Here is a 19,051-nt window from a genome sequence, read left to right as displayed (position 1 = left end):
GGAAGCGGCACGCACGGACTGATGCTGCTTCTAGAACTTTCATGCGTTACGTCAGGCTCAGTCAACCGGGCGCAGGTACGTAGATTGCAAGTGCCGTATTCCATGTAAATGTGCGGGATCGAATCCTGACAACGGTGGCGCATTGCACAAACAAACAGGCATCAGAGCGCCTACGATGTGTGAAACAGCCAGGAGGCTGTCATGACCATGGCAGCGAGTTTTCACATCGACTATCTGCAGTATCTCGGTCCTGAGGGTGAGCCCGTGCGTCCTCTTCCGGGCTTCGCAAGAGACCCAGCCGCGCTGCTGCCGCTGTATCGCGCGATGGTGGTGACGAGGTCCTTCGACAGCAAAGCGGTTGCGCTGCAGCGTACCGGGCAACTTGGCACATTTGCATCGTCGGTTGGCCAGGAGGCCGTCGGCGTCGGCGTGGCCAGTGCGATGCGCCCCGAAGACGTGCTGTTTCCTTCCTATCGCGACCACGCGGCCCAATTGCTGCGCGGGGTCACGATGACAGAAAGTCTGCTCTATTGGGGCGGCGACGAGCGTGGAAGCGATTTTAGCGTGCCCCGCTTCGATTTCCCGAACTGTGTGCCGATCGGGACGCAGATCTGCCATGCGGCGGGTGCTGCCTATGCGTTCCAGTTGCGCCAGGAGCCGCGCGTTGCAGTGGCGCTTTTCGGCGATGGCGCCACATCCAGGGGAGACTTTTATGAGGCGATGAACTTTGCCGGCGCGTGGGGCGCGCCGCTCGTGCTCGTGATCAACAACAACCAATGGGCGATTTCGGTGCCGCGCAGCCATCAGAGCGCCGCACAAACACTCGCGCAAAAGGCGATTGCCGCGGGAATCGACGGACTGCAGGTCGATGGCAACGATGTGATTGCGGTCCACCACGTCGTTGCGGCGGCACTCGCGAAGGCTCGGGGCGGCGACGGTCCGACCTTGATCGAAGCGCTCAGTTATCGCCTCGGCGATCACACGACGGCCGACGATGCCACGCGCTATCGCGACGCCGAAGTCGTCAGCAAGGCGTGGGAATCCGAGCCGCTGCGCCGTTTGCGCACGTACCTGATCCGTATGAACGTTTGGGACAAGGCGCGTGACGAACAACTTGGCAAGACGTGTCACGCACAGGTCGAGCAGGCTGTCGAGGCGTATCTTGCGATCGCCCCGCCGGACGTGTCCTCGATGTTCGACCGTCTCTATGAGGCGCTACCGTTTGCCATGCGCGAGCAACTGGCGATGGCGCAGCGATTCGCGCCTGATGCGGAGAACGGCGATGGCTGACCTGAACATGGTCGAGGCGATCAATGCTGCGCTCGCCTGGGAGCTTGCGCATGACCCCGCTGTCGTGCTGCTTGGAGAAGACATCGGCGTGAACGGTGGCGTGTTTCGCGCCACCGCGGGCTTGCAGACCCGCTTTGGCGAACAGCGCGTGATCGACACACCGCTTGCCGAAACGGCGATCGCCGGCACAGCGGTCGGCATGGCCGCGATGGGCCTCAAACCGGTCGCGGAGATTCAGTTCAGCGGCTTCATTTATCCGGCCATCGACCACTTGCTGAATCATGCGTCGCGTCTGCGGCACAGGACGCGCGGACGGCTCACGTGTCCTCTCGTGGTCAGGTCGCCAGTCGGTGCGGGCATCCACGCGCCGGAGCATCATTCAGAAAGCCCGGAAGCGCTGTTTGCTCACATACCAGGGTTGCGCGTCGTCACCCCGTCGTCGCCCGCGCGCGCCTATGGCCTGCTGCTGGCGGCAATTCGCGACCCCGATCCGGTCATCTTCTTCGAGCCGACGCGCCTCTACCGTCTCTTCAGGCAGCCCGCGGAGGACAACGGCGAAGCCCTGCCACTCGATTGCTGCTACGTCCTGCGGGAAGGGGTGGACGTAACGCTGGTCAGTTGGGGCGGAGCGCTGCAGGAAGTCCTCGCGGCCGCCAATCTGCTCGCTCAGGAGGGCGTGATGGCGGAGGTGATCGACGTGGCCACGCTCAAGCCGCTCGACATGGACACGATTCTTGCGTCGGTAGCGAAAACGGGCCGCTGCGTGATCGTGCATGAAGGATCGCGCACGGGCGGCGTGGGTGCGGAAATTGCCGCGGGCATTGCCGAGCACGGACTCTATTCATTGCTTGCGCCGGTGCAGCGCGTCACGGGCTATGACGTGGTGGTCCCGCTTTACAGGCTCGAGAGTCAGTACATGCCAGGCACAGGGCGCATCATTGCCGCAGTCAGACAGGCGCTGGAGGCGCAGTGAAACCATGAAGCTCTTCAAGCTGCCCGACCTGGGCGAAGGCCTCCAGGAAGCAGAAATCGTCGAATGGCACGTCAAGATCGGCGACGACATTCGCGCAGACCAGCCGCTCGTGTCGGTCGAAACGGCGAAAGCCATCGTTGAGATCCCCTCGCCGCAATCCGGATGCATCGCAAAGCTGTTCGGCAAGCCGGGCGACATCGTGCATCTGGGGGCGCCGCTTGTCGCTTTCGAAGGGGGCAGAGAGGGTGGTGCGGATGCCGATGCGGGCACTGTCGTCGGTCATATGGAGGTGGGCCGGCAACCGATGCAGGAAGGACTCGCTGCGCCCGGCAGTGGCGCAGGAGCGGGGCCTGGCGCTATCAAGGCGATTCCCGCGGTGCGGGCGCTTGCCCGCAAACTGGACATCGATCTCGCGATGGTGACGCCTTCCGGGCCGGAAGGCGTCATCACGGCGGTCGACGTACAACGGGCGGCAAAGCTGCTTGCGGAGCTTGGTCCGCCTGAAGTGCTGCGCGGCGTGCGGCGTGCGATGGCGCAGAACATGGCGCGTGCCCAGAGCGAGGTGGCGGCCGCGACCGTGATAGACGACGCCGATATTCACGCGTGGCCACCGCACACCGATGTAACGATCCGCCTGATCCGCGCGCTGGTGGCCGGGTGTCGCGCGCAGCCGGAACTGAACGCATGGTTCGACGCCAGGATGGCGCGGCGCCATGTGCTTGAGAAGATCGATCTCGGCATCGCCGTTGATCTGCCGGAAGGCCTGTTTGTCCCGGTGCTGCGCGATGTCGCGCATCGGGACGCGGCCGGCCTGCGCGCCGGACTCGACCGGATGCGTGCTGATATTCGCGCACGCAAGATTCCGCCGGAAGAGATGCGCAGCAACACGATCACCTTGTCGAACTTTGGCATGATCGCTGGCAAATATGCAGCTCCGGTGGTGGTGCCGCCCACTGTCGCGATTCTTGGTGCCGGGCGCATGCATGACCAGGTCGTGGCGCACGAGGGTGCGCCCGCCGTGCACAGGATTTTGCCGCTGAGCCTGACATTCGACCATCGGGTCGTCACGGGCGGAGAGGCTGCGCGCTTTCTTGCTGCAGTCATCAAGGACCTTGAGATGGCGCAATAACTGGATGCCACGGTTGGTCCGGCCAGAATCGCAATGGGCGGTGTGCCTTGCGCATCGGTACCTTGCCATTCTCCGGATTGTCGGGCCGCCGCCCCTTTTTGGAACGATCTTCGATTGATCTGGCGTAACAGAAAACGGTTTGTGTTGTCTCTGGCCTTCATGCAGCGATACAACGGCTGCGTGCCCCGATGGAATCCAAAATCTTCACAGGAACCGGTGAGCGGCGACCAGGTCAAGGCGCGTTATAGGGTAATCGTCGCGTCGCTCGGTAAGGATGAATTCAAGGCGCACATCATCACGATACCGGACGATAAAGCGGCGAAGAAGATGTTCGATGCATTGCGATTCAGCTGGAAGAGAAGCGCATAGGCATCGGGCATATAAACAAGGTGATGTCTCCACGACTTTCGCTCAGCGCCGCCCCATCGTTATGCAGAATTTGCATATATCCATGCCGACACAGCATTAGACGATCACATCAGGCCACCTCATCATCGCGTCTCCGCAGCAATTGCGGTTGCCTCTATAGCTCGGCAATACGACGGCATTACAACGAGGACATGCGTTTTCAGGGCCGGCCACCTGCGTAGGCAGGCTCGGTACGGTACAGGCATGCCGTACTCCCGGTATGGCTCGTTCGCGCTGTCCATAACGTAGGAGACAATGTGAAGCAATCGATACAACGGAACATCGGCCCGTTCGCGCTGATGTTCACCGGCCTGGGATCGATCATCGGTTCGGGCTGGCTGTTCGGCGCATGGAAGGCGGCGAAAATTGCAGGTCCGGCGGCGGTTTGCGCCTGGATCATCGGCGCCGTGGTCATTCTGGCCATCGCGCTCACCTACGCCGAACTCGGTGCGATGTTCCCGGAGTCGGGCGGTATGGTCCGCTACGCCCGCTACTCGCACGGCGCACTGGTGGGCTTCATCAGCGCGTGGGCAAACTGGATCGCCATTGTCTCGGTGATCCCGATCGAAGCCGAAGCCTCGATCCAGTACATGAGCACCTGGCCCTATGAGTGGGCGCACGCGCTCTTCGTCGACGGGTCGTTGACGCATTCAGGGCTCGGGCTCTCCGCGATTCTCGTGATCATCTACTTCATGCTCAACTATTGGGGTGTGAAGCTGTTCGCGCGTGCCAACAGCGCGATCACGATCTTCAAGTTCATCATCCCGGGTCTGACGATCATCGGCCTGATGGCTGGAAGCTTCCACCACGAGAATTTCGGCGAAACGACCTCGTTCGCGCCGTATGGCTGGTCGGCGGTGTTCACGGCAGTCGCCACGAGCGGCATCGTGTTCGCGTTCAACGGCTTCCAGAGCCCGATCAACCTCGCGGGTGAAGCGCGCAATCCGGCCAAGAGCGTGCCGTTCGCTGTCATCGGCTCGATCCTCTGCGCACTCGTGATCTATGTGCTGCTGCAGATCGCGTACATCGGCGCGGTGAATCCGGCCGACGTCGCGAAGGGTTGGAACACGTTCAACTTCAAGTCGCCGTTCGCGGAACTCGCGATCGCGCTGAACCTGAACTGGCTCGCGATCCTGCTCTACGTCGATGCATTCGTGAGCCCGAGCGGCACCGGTACGACCTACATGGCGACGACCTCGCGCATGATCTACGCGATGGAGCGCAACAACACGATGCCGAAGATGTTCGGCAACGTGCACCCGTTCTACGGCGTGCCGCGCAACGCGATGTGGTTCAACCTGCTCGTCTCGTTCATCTTCATGTTCTTCTTCCGCGGCTGGAGTTCGCTCGCGGCGGTGATCTCGGTGGCGACGGTGATTTCGTACCTCACGGGTCCGATCAGCCTGATGGCGCTCAAGCGCGCCGCCACGGACATCGAGCGCCCGCTGTCCGTGCCGTTCATGAAAGTGATCGCGCCGTTCGCGTTCGTCTGCGCATCGATGATCCTGTACTGGGCGAAGTGGCCGCTGACCGGCGAAATCATTCTGCTGATGGTCGTCGCGCTGCCGGTGTACTTCTACTTCCAGAGCAAGCAGGGCTTTGACGGCTGGGGCCAGGATCTGAAGGCCGCATGGTGGCTGTGCGCGTACCTGCCGATCATGGCGCTCCTCTCGCTCGTCGGCAGCAAGCAGTTCGGCGGCGCCGGTCTGCTTCCGTACGGCTGGGACATGCTGGTCGTCGCGCTGGTCTCGCTCGTGTTCTATTACTGGGGCGTGAATTCGGGCTACCGCTCGCCGTACCTCGCGGAACGCCAGGAGCACGACGAAGTCCTCGAAGGCATCGCAGTCCATTGAACGTCGATCGCCTGTTGTGCGCACCGGAAAAGGGCGACCTCAGGAGGCAAATCTGGTAGTCGGTTTGGCGAGCACGCGGCGGTTGCCTTGAGCAATCACAGCGCGTCCGATCGGCCTTGGTGCATGGCCTATACCTCAAGGATCCAGTCGACGTTCAGGGAGAAATACTGGAGCAGAAAAAGGCGCGTCATGCGGGTGGGCATGACGCGCGAAGGACTTCCCTGGGAGAGGTACCAATCGCCAGGGGAATTACCGAAGTCAACCAGGCACGCCAGTCGATGTTTCAGAGCTGACGTGCACTCTCGCGGCGTCGTTCGGTGAGCAAAGTCTATCCATTGACGACATGAGACGAATAGTAAGGATTCCCTGAAAATGTTGTAGGCAGACGGCAGCCGAGTCTGCTACCGGCGGCCCCGGGTCAGCATGCGTGCGTTCTGTTTCGCCTGTCCTGGACTCACGATGCGTCTCCATCGCCGAAAAACACCCGCCCTGACACCCAGCAAGGCGTCAAGGCGGCCGGAGTTGAGCAGGGGGCCGTTCCGCCACCGCTCCTGATTCCTGAAAGGGCACGCCGGTTTAGACCATCCGGACTGGTCAGGCGCACGTGCACAATGCCCTCGTCTTGGCAAAATTTGCCAAAACTGATAGACTGATCTACATGGGCACCATGAACATTTCCCTCCCCGATTCGCTGAAGGAATACGTCGATGAGCAGGTCGGTCAGGGCGGCTATGGCACGAGCAGTGAATACGTCCGCGAACTGATCCGTAAGGATCAGGATCGCAAGCGCCTGCGCGGAATTATCCTGCAGGGGGCCGCGTCGGGCCTCACGGATCCCGTCGATTCCAACTACTTCGAATCGCTGCGCGCCCGCGTGCGAACGTCGCGCAAATGACGGCGAAGCCCGTCAAACCGACGAGGCTGGCCAGACGGGACGTGGAAGACGAGCTGACCCACTACCTCGTAGAGGAAGGCTCGGAAAAGGCCGCGCTCGGATTCATTGCGGAGATCGAGCAGGCGTATGCTCATCTCGCTAAACACCCGCACATTGGATCTCCCCGGTACGCTTACGAGCTGGACATACCAGGCCTGCGATCGTGGCCACTTGATCGCTACCCGCATGTGATCTTCTACGTTGAGCGCGCGGATCACGTCGAAGTCTGGCGTGTGCTTAACGGCAAGCGCGATATCGCGTCGTGGCTGTTGAACGACGACGGCGAGATTCACTGACGTTTTCCGGACGGTCATGCTGTGCAAGACACGTTTTTACGGCCGTATCCACCTGCACCTGAAGCGGATCGTTTCTTCGTCGTGCGCGTCAGACTCCCGAATCTCACTGCGCAGCTGGGTTGGATCTGAGAGGTAGTCGGAAAGTCGAACTAGGGAATGCGATTCACTTTGCCTTCCATGCCTTCCCATGGCGACGATTTCCGACGAGTCAAAGCCAATTGATCTCGTCGATCATGTCGTTCTTGATAAGTTCATTCTCCGGCACTTTCTCCTTTGTGACACCAGCCGTTCCTGCATGATTTCCAGACTTAGTCAACGTATCGTCCGCTAAAGGCCCAGGCCAGCATCACGGCCAGCGCACCGAAACAGCACGTCCATTGCGTTACAGCGGATCCAGTCCCGAACTCGGGGTTCGAAATCAGCGTGGGCTCGATCGCGAGGCCAAGAAGCGCACCTGGTTCCAGATGGTGCGTCCGCTCGATTCGCAGCCAGTACATCGAGAGCAGACTGGCCGACCAGCCGGAACCGACCAGGAGCCAGTCGATCACCTTGAAGTCGAACGACCTGGCGGGATTTCTCGCGACATTCATGGCGATGTGCGAGATCGAAACCGTCACAACAAGAACGGACAGGGCAACAAACCACGTCGGGTAGCGAAGCAGAACGGCAAACAGGAAGCCGAACATCGTGATGAGTTGAGGCCATGCCAGGCGCACGAGTGCAAGGCTCGCGCGCAATTCGTCGAAATCGTCATCATGCATTGACCGCGTCCCGGTGCGTGGAGGCATGGCACGGCGCGTACCTGCCTGGATGCCGATCTTCCCTGAAATACGCTAACGTGCCCGACACGCCGCCAGAATACCCCGCAGCAAATCGATGGGGGGTGGTGGACAACCGGGGATTGCCACATCAACCGGCAGGACCGAGGAAACCGGGCCGCATACGGCATAGCTGCCGGCAAATATGCCACCGGTGCACGCGCATTCTCCTGCCGCCACGACGAGTTTCGGGGCCGGCGTTGCTTCATATGCGGCAAGCACGGCCGCCTTCATGTTCAGCGCCACGGGCCCGGTCACGAGCAGCAGGTCAGCGTGGCGGGGGCTCGCAACGAACCTGATCCCCAGACCTTCGATGTTGTAGTAAGGATTGTTGAGCGCATGGATCTCCAACTCGCAGCCATTGCAGGAGCCCGCGTCAATCTGCCGGATGCATAGCGCGCGCCCGAGGAGATCGAGTACTTCGCGACGAATCTCTCGCTCCTCGTGTCGCCATGCATCTTCCACTGTCGGCGCTGGTTCGTCCGGAAAGCCGGAGCGCGCGAATTGCCGGATAAGCTGCCACATCAGAGATCGTGCCCCGCGTAGTTCAGGTTGAACGACTTGTTGATCAGGGGAAAATCAGCAACGATGTTGCCGATGATCGCGTGCTCGAGTGCTGGCCAGGCCTGCCACGATGGATCGTGGCAATGGCAGCGCGTAATCACATCGTCCGCGTCCAGTTCGAGCGCGACGAATACGTCGCCGCGCCACCCTTCCACCCAGCCCGTCCCGCGCGACGGTGCGGAGACCGGCTTCACGTCGACGGCAGCGGATCCGGCAGGAAGGCTGGTGAGCAGTACACGTATCAGGCGCAGGGACTCGTCTATTTCGGCAAATCGCACGGCAACGCGCGCCGCGACGTCGCCCCGTGTGTCGCTTGCAGCCTTGACGGCCACATCGTCGTACGGAGCGGGTTGCAAGGCCGCGCGCAAATCGAATGTATGACCGCTGGCGCGAGCGGCCATGCCGCGCACGCCGAAAAGTCCTGCGACATCGGCAGTCAACCGGCCGGCACCGGCAAACCGGTCCTGCAATCCCGACTGGTCCTCGTAGATCTTGCGCATGATGCGGGCTTCACGCTCGATAGCATCGCACTGCTTCACCAGGGCCGTTACTGTCTCCGGACGAATGTCGACTGCCGCGCCACCCGGCACGATCCGGTCCATCAGATAGCGATGCCCGAAGGCGTGAGCGTTCATCCGTATCCAGTCCTCCTTGAGCCGTGAGAACTGCGCGAGTCCGAAGGCGAAGCCAGCATCGTTGCCGAGCGCGCCCAGGTCGCCCAGATGATTGGCGATTCGCTCCCTTTCCAGCAGGAGGGCGCGTATATACAGCGCACGGCTCGAGACCGCGATACCGCATGCCTGCTCGAGCGCCATGCAGTACGCCCATGAAAACGCGACTGTGGAGTCGCCCGCAATCCGGCCCGCGACCCGATGGCCACCTGAGGCCGGGGTTCGTTCGAACAGTCGCTCGACACCCCGGTGCGCGTAACCGAGGCGCTCCTCAAGGCGCAGCACCTTTTCCCCAACGACCGAGAAGCGGAAATGCCCCGGCTCGATGGTGCCCGCGTGGATCGGCCCGACCGCGATCTCGTGAACGCCATCTCCCGCGACCTGCACAAACGGGTAGTCTGCCTCGCTCGACTCGAACCTTTCGACGCCGGATGCCTGTCTTTGCAACGGGAAATAGTCACCGGGCCAGTTGCCGTGATTGAGCCACGGGCGGGTGTCCTGCGCATCACGAGCCCGCAGGCCGGTGAGATCAAAGACTGCGCGCTGCATGCGTGCCGCGTACGGAATAATGGCGGCAAGATCGGGGAAGCCCCCATCGGGCTGCGGGCTACACTGCGTCGCAAGACGCACCCACAGTATCCCGTCTTTAGATTCATACGCCGCGTTTACCGATACACCCCCGTCGGGTGCTTCGCAGCCCCACATCGTGATGAGCCGGCTCTGCTGTGAGTGCGCCATGTGCGCGACTTCGAGCCAGCGCGCTTCGTTCACCTCCACGATGGCTGCTGGAATCTGTCCCACTGCGTGCGACAGCCGGATCGCGCCTTCGATCTGTGTCGTATCAAGTCGCATGCTTCAGCCCCCCAGCATCGTTGCGGCCTGGCGATACCACGTTGCCAGATAAGGTGGCACATAGAGGCCGAGCATCAGGCCGAGGCCCAGATGCACGAAGACCGGCAGCAGGGCGGGTCGATGCTCGAGTGGTTTTGCCGTTGTTGTTCCACCGAACACCATCCGCTGCACGCGCGCGAAGATTGCCGCAAATGCGACGGCAAGGCCGAGCAGGAGCAGGGGCGCCGTCCACGGTATCGAATTCATGGCGGTCGTCAGGATCAGGAACTCGCTAGCAAACACGCCGAACGGCGGCAGGCCGAGGATCGCGAGCGAGCCGAGCATCATTGCCCAGCTGACGGTCGGGCTGACCTGCAGCAGCCCGCGAATCCCCTCGATCGCCTGCGTGCCTGCCTTCTGCGCCGCGTGACCCACGGTGAAGAAGATGGCCGACTTGACGAGCGAATGGACGGTCATGTGAAGCAGCCCGGCAAACGTCGCGATTGGGCCGCCAAGTCCGAACGCGAAGGTCATCAGCCCCATGTGCTCGATCGAGGACCAGGAGAACAGCCGTTTGACGTCTTTCTGGCGAAACAGCGAGAACGACGCAACCAGCACCGACACGAGCCCGAAGCCGACCAGCAGCTGCCCCGGCAGGCCATTGCCCAGGGCGCCATCGGCAAGTACCTTGCAGCGCAGCACCACGTACAGCGCGACGTTTAGCAGGAGTCCAGAAAGCACGGCCGAAATCGGTGTCGGGCCTTCGGCGTGGGCGTCCGGTAGCCAGCTATGCATCGGTACCAGTCCGACCTTGGTGCCATAGCCCACGAGCAGGAAGACGAAAGCGATTGATACGATGTTGGGGTCCAGGTGGGTCCTGGCCGCTGCCAGGCTCGTCCAGAGCAGCGCATCATCGCCGGTCAACTGCCGGCTCGCAGCGAGGTAAAGCAGGATCGTGCCGAACAAGGCCTGCGCGATGCCGACACCGCACAGGATGAAGTACTTCCATGCGGCCTCGAGGCTGGCGGCTGTGCGGTAGACGCTCACGAGCAGCACGGTCGCGAGTGTGGCGGCTTCCATCGCGACCCAAAGTACACCGAGATTGTTGGTCAGCAGCGCAAGCAGCATGGCGAAGATGAATAGCTGGTACATGCTGTGATACAGGCGCATCCGTTTTGCCGTCATCCGGCCGCGGTCCTCTTCGACCTGCATGTACGGTCGCGAGAACAGTGACGTCGTCCAGCCGACGAATGCGGTCAGCGCGACGAGGTACACGTTGAGCGGGTCGACAAAAAATGCCCGACCGTATGCAAACGACGAGCCGTGTTCGACGGTGCGCGCGGCGAGTACGAGCGTGGCTGCAAACGTCGCGACGCTGAATGCGACGTTCAGGTGCCGCGCGACACGGCTCGTTCGCGTGAGCGCCAGGCATGCGGCGGCCAGGAGCGGAATGCCGAGTACGGCGAGCACGACGTGGGCGTCACTCATCCCTGAGTTTCTCGATGTGATGGATGTCCAGGCTGTCGAACTGCTCCCGGATCTGGAACATGAACACGCCCAGAATCAGGATGCCGACCAGCACGTCCAGCCCGATGCCGAGCTCCACGATCATCGGCATGCCGTTGGTCGCGGCCGTTGCCGCGAAGAACAGGCCGTTCTCCATCGACAGGAAGCCGATCACCTGGGGAATGGCCTTCGCGCGCGTGATCATCGCCATGAACGACAGCAGCACGCACGCGAGTGCGATCCCGAGTGTGCCGTGCGCGACCGAGGTCGCGAGCCGGCTGATTGGCGAGGCGACGCTAAACGCAATGATGACCAGCACGATGCCAATGAGCATCGTCGTCGGAATGTTGATGAGCGGCTCGACGTCGGCCCGGACGTCGAGCCTGCGCACGAGCCGGTACAGGATCCACGGAATCACGCCGACCTTCAGCACGAGCGTAAGGCCCGCGGAGACGTACAGGTGCGCATCACCTGTGACAAATCCGAGAATCAGGTTTGCCAGCACGAGCGCGACGCCCTGAAGCGTATAAAGATGAATCAGCGAGAGGATGCGGCGCTGGCTCAGCATCGCGAACGCCAACGCGAGCAGGACCGCTGCGAGAAAATTGATCAGTTGCGTCGCGTAACCGTGCATTCATGCCCCCAGCAGAATGTGCACGAGCATGCCGATGACCGCGAGCAGGAAAGCGGTGGCGAGAAACTCGGGAACCCGAAATATCCGCATCTTGGCGTTGGCGGTTTCGACAGCGGCAAGCGCCGCGCCGCCCACCATCAGCTTGATGAAGAGCGCGGGCAGCGCGAGCAGCAGTGCAAACGGGCTGCCTGCCCCGGCGATGCCCCACGGTACGAACAGCGCCAGTCCAATGCACGAGTAGGCAAACAGCTTGAGGCTCGCTGCCCATTCCATCAGTGCGAGGTGCCGTCCTGAATATTCGAGGATCAGTGCCTCGTGGATCATCGTCAGCTCGAGGTGGGTGGCCGGATTGTCGACGGGCAGGCGCGCGTTCTCGGCGAGCGACACGAGCGTGAACGCAATACCCGCGAAGGCCAGGCTCGGGTAGATCGTGAGTTCACTCCGGCGGAGCGTCGCGACGATGCTCGTGAGCAGTGTCGACTGCGTGATCAGCGAGGCCGAGAACAGCACCATCAGCAGCGCCGGCTCTGCGAGGAATCCGATCAGCATCTCGCGGCGGGCGCCGAATGTGCCGAACGCGGTGCCGGTGTCCATCGCAGCGAGCGACAACGCAACGCGCGCGAGCGCAAACAGGCCGACGAGCGCGATCGCGTCCGCAGCAGGCGACAGCGGCAGTTCAGTCGACAGCGTGGGCACGATCGCACACGCAAGTGTCATCGCGGCCCAGACGACGTAGGGGGCCCCACGGAACACCGGACTTGCACTGTGCGCGACGACCGATTCCTTGTTGAAGAGCTTGTGGAGCGTCCGGTACGGCTGCCAGATGGATGGCGCGTGCCGGTTCTGCAGCCATGCGCGGCACTGGTTGATCCAGCCCGTGAGCAGCGGGGCGCCGGCAAGCGCCACGAGAATCTCGAGGGCCTGCGAGATCACGCCGGACAGGCTCACCATTGCCTCACCAGGATCAGGAGCAGGAGCAGGACGGCGAAGCTGTAGGTCAGGTACACGGCAATCCTGCCGGTCTGCAGCCGGCCAGCCCATTGTGCCGCGCGCTGCGTGAGTGCCGCGATACGTTCGTAGAACAGGGACCACGTACGGTCGGTGACCGATACGCGGTAGACCGGTTGCGTATCGTATGGCGATGGCAATTGCCGCTCGACGCGTAGGAGCGGCGCGAAGATCTCCCGGATCGGTTGCCCGAAGCCTTCGGCCGTGTCCTGCATCCGCGCCGTCGTGAACGGAAAGCCGCAGCTCCAGGGCGCCGCGCGACGCAGCCGGCCGTGGTAGAAGCGCCGCACCAGGACCCAGGCAAGCGCGCAACAGGCAATGAAGAAAAGCATGAACACGGCGGGCATGTAACTCGCCCGTGCAGCCGACACTGGCGCAAACAGCAGCCAGCCCTGGTTGTTCTCAGCGACGCCGCTGCCCACGAGTGCACGCGTGACCGGGTCCAGCAGCTTGACGAACTGAACGGGCATCAGCCCGAGCAGCACGCCAGCCACCGCGAACCAGCAGAACGCGAACCGCTCCCACGCATTCGCGTCGCGTGCGCGGGCCAGTTTCGCTTCCCTCGGCTGCCCGAGGAACACGATGCCGAAGAACTTGACCATCGTGTAGCCGGCGAGCGCCGCCGACATCGCGACCAGCGCGGCCACGATCGGCACCGTCATGGCGAGCACGGAATTGGGCAAGCCCGGCGCGAACAGGAAACTCTGCAGCAGGAGCCACTCCGCGACGAAGCCGCTCAGCGGCGGCAGGCCTGCGCTGGCCGCGACGCCCGCAAGCACGGCCCACGCGGTCCACGGCATGAAGCGGATAAGGCCGCCCAGTTTGCCGAGATTGCGCTCCCCGGTCGCGTGCAGCACAGCGCCCGTACCCAGGAACAGAAGGCTCTTGAAACACGCGTGTGCGGCAATCTGGTAGAGCATCGCGGTCAGCGCCAGGGCTGACAGAAGCGGCATGCCGCAAGCACGAAACAGCACCGCGAGTCCGAGTGCTGCGATCATCAGGCCAACGTTGTCGATCGACGAATACGCGAGCAGGCGCTTCATGTCGACCTGAATCGTGCTGAACACCACGCCAAGCAGCGTGGTGCCGACGCCGAGCACGAGCAGCACCACGCCCCACCACGCGATCTGCACGTGCAGCAGGTCGAACACGGTACGCAGCATGCCGTAGAGGCCAACTTTCAGCACGAATCCGCTCAGAAGTGCCGATACGGGCGACGGCGCCGCCGGATGCGCCTCCGGCAACCAGACATGCAGCGGAAACACGCCGGCTTTGGCGCCGAATCCGATGAGCGCTAACAGGAACGCGAGCGACGCCCAGAACGTGTCGGGCGACTGAGCCCGCATGTTGGCGAAGGTGTAGTCGCCGGTGCGCGCCTGAAGAATGCCGAAGCACAGGAGCAGTGCGAGCGCGCCGACGTGCGAAATCAGGAAGTACAGGTAGGCAGCACGACGGATCTCGCCGATCCGGTGGTTGGTCATCACGAGGAACGTGGCGGACAGCGTCAGCGTTTCCCAGGCAACCATGAACGCGTAGGCGTCGTCTGCGACGAGCACGAGCGCGATGCTCGCGATACACACGTGGTATTCGAAACAGATGAGTCCAGGCGCGGTCCCTTCGCCCTTGCGGAAATAGCCAGCGGAAAAGGCGCCGATCCCCACGCTGACGACGCCGAGCACGAACAGGAAATAGCCCGACAGCCGGTCGAGGCGCAGATGGAACGGAAGGCCGGGCAGACCGACCGGCAGTACCAGGGTGGAAGGTTCGGCGAAGACTCCCACAACACCTGCCGCACCCAGCAGCACGCCAGCCAGCGCGCCGAGTGGAAACAGGCCATGCGCGACAAGCCGCGTGCGATGCAGAACCCCAAGGCCCAGCGCGCCGACCGCGAGCCAGACAGCCACGACCAGCAGAACGAAATGGACGCCAGACACGCTTGCCATCCGGATTGTCTCCAGTGCGCTCGGATTGGACGAGGGGCATGGACCGAGCCCGGCACACCAGATCAGTCCTGCGCATAATATTACATCGAAAGATGCATATGGCTAGCAGAGCATGATAATAACGTTATCATGTCAGCCGCATGAGGCCGAAAAGGCCGATGCCCCCGGTGTGCCGGCGCGCCTCACCTGGCGCCCGAAGGGCTCGCGGAAAGTGGGCGCAGTGCAAGTGCAAACCGTCGGCCTGGGTTGTCGCTCACCTTTGTCGCCGACGACGTGTTCGCATATTTCCGCAGGCAGCAGCCGGGCACGGGGAGAGCCCTTTGCCGTGCCGGGCACGATGGTCTGCGTGAGGAGCGTGAATCGGGGGAGTGGCTGTAGTGCGCGGGTCCGGCAGTGTTACCGGAACTGCTTTGCGCAGGGAATCAATGTCCAGGGCTTCGTGACGATCGAGGCGGCCTCGCGCGCTTGCGCGGGCATTGGCATTGAACGCGAGTGTATTATAATTCGATTATCATACTTGCCTTTCCTGCCTCTCCCAATGGAAACGAAAACCGCGCGTCTGACCATCCTGATCGATCCCGCCAAGAAGGAGGCATTCGAGAAGCTCTGTGCCGCGCAGGATCTGACGTCTTCGCAGGTTGTCCGGCAGTTGATCCGCGAATATCTCGAACGTCACGGCGTGACGTACAAGACGAAGAGTACGCTGGGAAAGCGCGTCGGGCGCAGCGCTGACTGAAGCTCACCGAGCCAGCATGTTCACGCACCATGCTCCCAGTGTGCGTGGCCGTTCTCACGCCAGATCAACCGTTTCGGGTCGAGGCTCACACCGCCCTTCAGTCGTCTGGCGGTAACCGGTAGCCGCAGGTCATCCGCCCACGCATACGCGAAGGCGCGATCCAGCAGGACGCGTGAAGACGGCAGACGGCTTCTGCCTTTCCAGGCGAAAGCGACGAAATTGCTGTCGTCCCCGCATCGGACCAATGCGTATGAGGCGCCGAATACGGATTTCAGCCGTTCAACGTAAAGGTCCAGCGCGGGTTCGTCATCGGTGAAATTCATCGCAAGGACGCCCGTCTCCGTCAACCGTTCGCGACATGCAGAGAAGAACGCGATATCCGTGCACTGGCTCGCGACCCCGCCCGACACGTAGGCATCAACCAGGATGACATGGGCTGCGGCACCCTCATTCCGGATGTGGTCTGCACCATCGGCGCACACCACCCTGAAGCGCGCGTCGTCTGCCGGAATCCTGAATACGTCGCGCAGCGCAATGACCTCGGGGTCGATCTCGACCGCAGTGATTTCCACTTCAGGCAGATGCAGATAGCAGTACTTTGCCAGTGAGCCCCCGCCCAGCCCGATCATGCAGATGTGCCTGGGAGCGGGCTGCAGCAGCAGGAACCCCATCATCGTGCGCGTATAGCCAAGCGTGAGCCTGTCCGGCGCACGAAGCGACATGCAGCTCTGGGTGGCAAAGTGATCGAAGTGCAGGGACACGGCGTGCTGCGTTTCCAGCACGAAGGGTCGCCTGTCATTCACGGGCGTCGAGAGGAACTCGACGAATGCGTCACAGGATGTCTGGTCGCCGTCCATTCTCGATATATCCGGTAGTCAGGCAAGTGCGTAAAACACCGCGGCGCTTCGCGAGCAGGTGCAGGCCGCCCGGTCAGGCCTTCTTCAGGAAGCAGGCCTTGAGCATGAAGCTGCCGGTATCGGTCCTGCAGTCGATCTCGTGATCGCCGCCGACGATCCGGATATTTTTGACCCTGGTGCCCATCTTCAGCGTGATCGAGGACCCCTTGACGCGCAGATCCTTGATCAGCACCACCGAGTCACCGTCTGAGAGCACGGCTCCGTTTGCGTCCCGGACCACACTCCTTTCCGGTTCGCCCACGGTTTCCGCATCCCCGCTCTCTGACCATTCATGGCCGCAGTCCGCGCACACATGCAGCGCTGCGTCCGGGTACGTGTTCTCCATTGAGCATTGCGGGCATGCGGGGGCGGCATTCATTGCGGATTTCATTGAAAACAGTTTCGGGTCAGTCAGGAAGTAGATAGGTGCTTCGCCAGAGGCGATCATCTGCTCGCACACAGCGCATTATAATGTAAGACACATGAAATTGTTGCTGTATTATAATGACGATCGCCGCCCTTCAGCGAACTTGCGGGCGGATTCGCTGAGGATGTCGTCATGTTTGATCTGGATGGATCGCTGCTGCTGCCTGACCGGCGCATGGTTCGCGTGCAGGAAATCGCGGGAAGCCGGGGTCTGATCCTGGTGGGGGTCGGGCGCGGTGGCGAACGCGGGTTCCAGATGATCCACCGCTTCCATGACGTCGGCGAGCAGCTCGCGGCGGTCGGTATTCACCTGGCCTTCGTCTATCCGCGCGAATCGGCCCGGCACGTGCTGGATGCGATCTCGGTCGCCAGCGCGAGGTTCCGACACCATCCGCGGCTCCTTCTTGACGTGGACCGCCGGTGTTTTGCGCAGACAGTGTGGCCCCGATCGCTTGAAGCGGTTCACCTGAATCGGGAAGTGAAGCGACTTGCGAGTGTCAGCATCGACCTTCAGGACACAACATGGGAAGGCGAACTCAGGGCGTTTCTCGCGGACTGCCAGATCGATATTTCGGACTGAATCCAGAGACATGTCCTGAGACTTTGGAAAAGAACATGGCAACCGTTGTGGATGTTGAAGCCGGTTCCGGGTGGAACCGGAATGGGGCGGACGCTGCCCGGGAGGTATTCGTCATTGTGGCGCGCCGTTTCGAAAGCGACATCCTGCTGGTCGCGAATGGACGCCGCGGTAACGCGAAGGATGGCATGGCAATCGACGCACTACGGGTGCGCGGCGGGACCGCTGCCCAGGTGCTGGTCGCGGGCCCGGACGAAGAGGCGGCACTTCACGCGCTTTTACCGCTGCTACAGCTGGGGTGAACCGCATGCCCCGGTTCAACTGGCCACTCCCGAATTTCGGGGCCCGTGGCCCAGGCGCTGCTCCGGATATCCCGGTTGTTGTGGAATCCGAACATCTCGTCTCGCTGTACTTTGATGGCCGTGGCATGCAAAGCGCCATGCTGCGCGCGGCGCCAGATGCACTTGTATTGGGATATTCACGCACGATGATGGGTTTTCTGCTGCTGCAGCCCGCTCCCAGGCACATCGGCATGATCGGGCTGGGCGGGGGATCACTGACCAAGTACTGCTATCGGCATCTGCCGGATGCATGCATCACGGTAATCGAGATCAATCCGGCGGTGATTGCGCTGCGCGAGCGCTTCTGCATCCCACCCGACGACGAGCGGCTGTCGGTCGTCTGCGCGGACGCCGCACAGTTTCTGTCGACAACCACGCACACCTTCGATGCGCTGCTGCTCGACGGTTTCAATGCGCACGGCGTGCCCCCCGAGCTCTCTGACGCAGCCTTCTACGAAGCCTGCCATTCACGGTTGAACGACGATGGCGTGCTGGCCGCCAACCTGCAGGGAGAAGATCCACGGCTTGGGGACAATCTCACGCGGATTCGCGAGACGTTCGGTTCATCGGTCGCGCTCGCCTCGGCCAAAGGCAGCGCCGGAAACATCATTGCCTTCGCGTGGAAGAACGGTGTCCCGTTACCGTCACTCGAGGCGCTGATGAAGCAGGCAGATCAACACGCCGGGCAGCATGGCGCTGACCTCGTGGAAACAGCCGTACGCATCGAGATGGGTGCGCGCTACGACTGGACGCGACAAGGAACGTCGGCTTTCCTCTGATGGCGTAGCGCCCCGCAATCCGCAACAAGTACCCGTTAATTCTTTGGAGAAGCAATGATCGACAATGACACGCCAGACGAGCAAACTCTATCCGCGTCCTCAATCTGGGCACTGGAACGCCTCGCCGAAGTTCGCTATGGGAGAGATGCCCCGGCGCTCGGTTAGTCGGTCACCCGGGAGTTGATCAGCGCGGGCTTCGTTAGCTACCCATCCGGTGCGCGCTCCAGTATTGCGATTACGGCTGCCGGACGAGCGTTCCTGAAAAGCCGGAAGTAGGGCGCGTCATCACAGAAATGATTGCCTGGTACATCCGGTACGAGATAATCGATTGCGTATTCGGCTTTGCGCAGGGAGATCATCGTCGTTCCCAGGTTAGGCAGCCTGCCGCAAACCTGTGCACCGATTTCCGGACACGGGTCTATTCCAGGTTGAAGCCGT

20 protein-coding genes and 1 pseudogene are annotated in these 19,051 nt (G+C 62.1%); 12 read left to right on the top strand and 9 right to left on the bottom strand.

Going from position 1 to position 19,051, the window contains the following annotated elements:
- Positions 1-201 precede the first annotated feature (201 nt).
- The 7 genes from pdhA (at position 202) to VSR72_RS11785 (ending at position 6,883) form a co-directional block, all read left to right on the top strand.
- Entirely contained in the window at positions 202-1,290 is a 1,089-nt protein-coding gene (pdhA, locus tag VSR72_RS11815) for a pyruvate dehydrogenase (acetyl-transferring) E1 component subunit alpha (RefSeq protein WP_342952555.1), read from the top strand.
- A complete protein-coding gene (locus tag VSR72_RS11810; protein ID WP_342952554.1) occupies positions 1,283-2,263 on the top strand; it encodes an alpha-ketoacid dehydrogenase subunit beta in 981 nt (326 codons plus the stop codon). The genes pdhA and VSR72_RS11810 overlap by 8 nt, the downstream gene beginning before the upstream one ends.
- A gap of 4 nt (positions 2,264-2,267) precedes the next feature.
- Complete coding sequence (locus VSR72_RS11805) at positions 2,268-3,392, top strand: dihydrolipoamide acetyltransferase family protein (RefSeq protein ID WP_342952553.1); 1,125 nt, start codon at positions 2,268-2,270, stop codon at positions 3,390-3,392.
- Between the two features lie 114 nt (positions 3,393-3,506).
- Positions 3,507-3,761 (top strand): hypothetical protein, encoded by a 255-nt coding sequence (locus VSR72_RS11800; RefSeq protein ID WP_342952552.1) that lies wholly within the window; start codon positions 3,507-3,509, stop codon positions 3,759-3,761.
- Positions 3,762-4,057: 296 nt separating this feature from the next.
- Complete coding sequence (locus VSR72_RS11795; protein ID WP_324159079.1) at positions 4,058-5,653, top strand: APC family permease; 1,596 nt, start codon at positions 4,058-4,060, stop codon at positions 5,651-5,653.
- A 658-nt stretch (positions 5,654-6,311) separates the two neighbouring features.
- Positions 6,312-6,548 (top strand): type II toxin-antitoxin system ParD family antitoxin, encoded by a 237-nt coding sequence (locus VSR72_RS11790; RefSeq protein WP_342952551.1) that lies wholly within the window; start codon positions 6,312-6,314, stop codon positions 6,546-6,548.
- Positions 6,545-6,883, top strand: a complete 339-nt coding sequence (locus VSR72_RS11785; protein ID WP_342952550.1) for a type II toxin-antitoxin system RelE/ParE family toxin — start codon at positions 6,545-6,547, stop codon at positions 6,881-6,883. Before VSR72_RS11790 ends, VSR72_RS11785 begins: the two co-directional genes overlap by 4 nt.
- Before the next feature lie 308 nt (positions 6,884-7,191).
- On the opposite strand, the gene VSR72_RS11780 is transcribed toward VSR72_RS11785, so the two are convergent.
- The 7 genes from VSR72_RS11780 to hyfB form a co-directional block, all read right to left on the bottom strand.
- Positions 7,192-7,644 carry a hypothetical protein gene (locus VSR72_RS11780; RefSeq protein ID WP_342952549.1) on the bottom strand — a complete coding sequence of 151 codons (453 nt, stop codon included), beginning with the start codon at positions 7,642-7,644 and terminating at the stop codon, positions 7,192-7,194.
- A 72-nt stretch (positions 7,645-7,716) separates the two neighbouring features.
- Positions 7,717-8,226, bottom strand: coding sequence for a formate hydrogenlyase (locus tag VSR72_RS11775; RefSeq protein WP_342952548.1), 510 nt, complete (start codon positions 8,224-8,226; stop codon positions 7,717-7,719).
- Positions 8,226-9,788 (bottom strand): NADH-quinone oxidoreductase subunit C, encoded by a 1,563-nt coding sequence (locus VSR72_RS11770; protein WP_342952547.1) that lies wholly within the window; start codon positions 9,786-9,788, stop codon positions 8,226-8,228. The genes VSR72_RS11775 and VSR72_RS11770 overlap by 1 nt, the downstream gene beginning before the upstream one ends.
- 3 nt (positions 9,789-9,791) lie before the next feature.
- Positions 9,792-11,255: a hydrogenase 4 subunit F gene (locus tag VSR72_RS11765; RefSeq protein WP_342952546.1), complete on the bottom strand. Its 1,464-nt coding sequence runs from the start codon at positions 11,253-11,255 to the stop codon at positions 9,792-9,794.
- Positions 11,248-11,907 carry a formate hydrogenlyase gene (locus VSR72_RS11760; RefSeq protein WP_342952545.1) on the bottom strand — a complete coding sequence of 220 codons (660 nt, stop codon included), beginning with the start codon at positions 11,905-11,907 and terminating at the stop codon, positions 11,248-11,250. Before VSR72_RS11760 ends, VSR72_RS11765 begins: the two co-directional genes overlap by 8 nt.
- Complete coding sequence (locus tag VSR72_RS11755) at positions 11,908-12,858, bottom strand: NADH-quinone oxidoreductase subunit H (RefSeq protein ID WP_342952544.1); 951 nt, start codon at positions 12,856-12,858, stop codon at positions 11,908-11,910. It abuts the gene before it with no gap.
- On the bottom strand, positions 12,852-14,858 hold the full coding sequence (gene hyfB, locus VSR72_RS11750) for a hydrogenase 4 subunit B (protein ID WP_342952543.1): 2,007 nt from the start codon (positions 14,856-14,858) through the stop codon (positions 12,852-12,854). The genes VSR72_RS11755 and hyfB overlap by 7 nt, the downstream gene beginning before the upstream one ends.
- A gap of 538 nt (positions 14,859-15,396) precedes the next feature.
- Here hyfB and VSR72_RS11745 point away from each other — a divergent pair.
- Positions 15,397-15,594, top strand: a complete 198-nt coding sequence (locus tag VSR72_RS11745; RefSeq protein ID WP_342952542.1) for a ribbon-helix-helix protein, CopG family — start codon at positions 15,397-15,399, stop codon at positions 15,592-15,594.
- A 20-nt stretch (positions 15,595-15,614) separates the two neighbouring features.
- On the opposite strand, the gene VSR72_RS11740 is transcribed toward VSR72_RS11745, so the two are convergent.
- A complete protein-coding gene (locus VSR72_RS11740; protein ID WP_342952541.1) occupies positions 15,615-16,451 on the bottom strand; it encodes a fused MFS/spermidine synthase in 837 nt (278 codons plus the stop codon).
- A gap of 73 nt (positions 16,452-16,524) precedes the next feature.
- On the bottom strand, positions 16,525-16,869 hold the full coding sequence (locus VSR72_RS11735) for a zinc ribbon domain-containing protein YjdM (protein ID WP_342952540.1): 345 nt from the start codon (positions 16,867-16,869) through the stop codon (positions 16,525-16,527).
- Between the two features lie 180 nt (positions 16,870-17,049).
- Between VSR72_RS11735 and VSR72_RS11730 the strand changes: the two genes are divergently transcribed.
- The 4 genes and pseudogenes from VSR72_RS11730 (at position 17,050) to VSR72_RS11715 (ending at position 18,889) form a co-directional block, all read left to right on the top strand.
- Positions 17,050-17,496, top strand: coding sequence for a hypothetical protein (locus tag VSR72_RS11730; RefSeq protein WP_342952539.1), 447 nt, complete (start codon positions 17,050-17,052; stop codon positions 17,494-17,496).
- 35 nt (positions 17,497-17,531) lie between these two features.
- A complete protein-coding gene (locus tag VSR72_RS11725; protein ID WP_342952538.1) occupies positions 17,532-17,795 on the top strand; it encodes an HPr family phosphocarrier protein in 264 nt (87 codons plus the stop codon).
- Positions 17,796-17,800: 5 nt separating this feature from the next.
- On the top strand, positions 17,801-18,613 hold the full coding sequence (locus VSR72_RS11720) for a fused MFS/spermidine synthase (RefSeq protein ID WP_342952537.1): 813 nt from the start codon (positions 17,801-17,803) through the stop codon (positions 18,611-18,613).
- Between the two features lie 54 nt (positions 18,614-18,667).
- Positions 18,668-18,889 (top strand): annotated as a pseudogene (locus VSR72_RS11715) (hypothetical protein).
- Positions 18,890-19,051: the final 162 nt, after the last annotated feature.

It is taken from the genome of Paraburkholderia sp. JHI869 (assembly GCF_038900775.1).
Lineage (GTDB): Bacteria > Pseudomonadota > Gammaproteobacteria > Burkholderiales > Burkholderiaceae > Paraburkholderia.
This window is presented reverse-complemented; position numbering and strand designations above follow the sequence as displayed.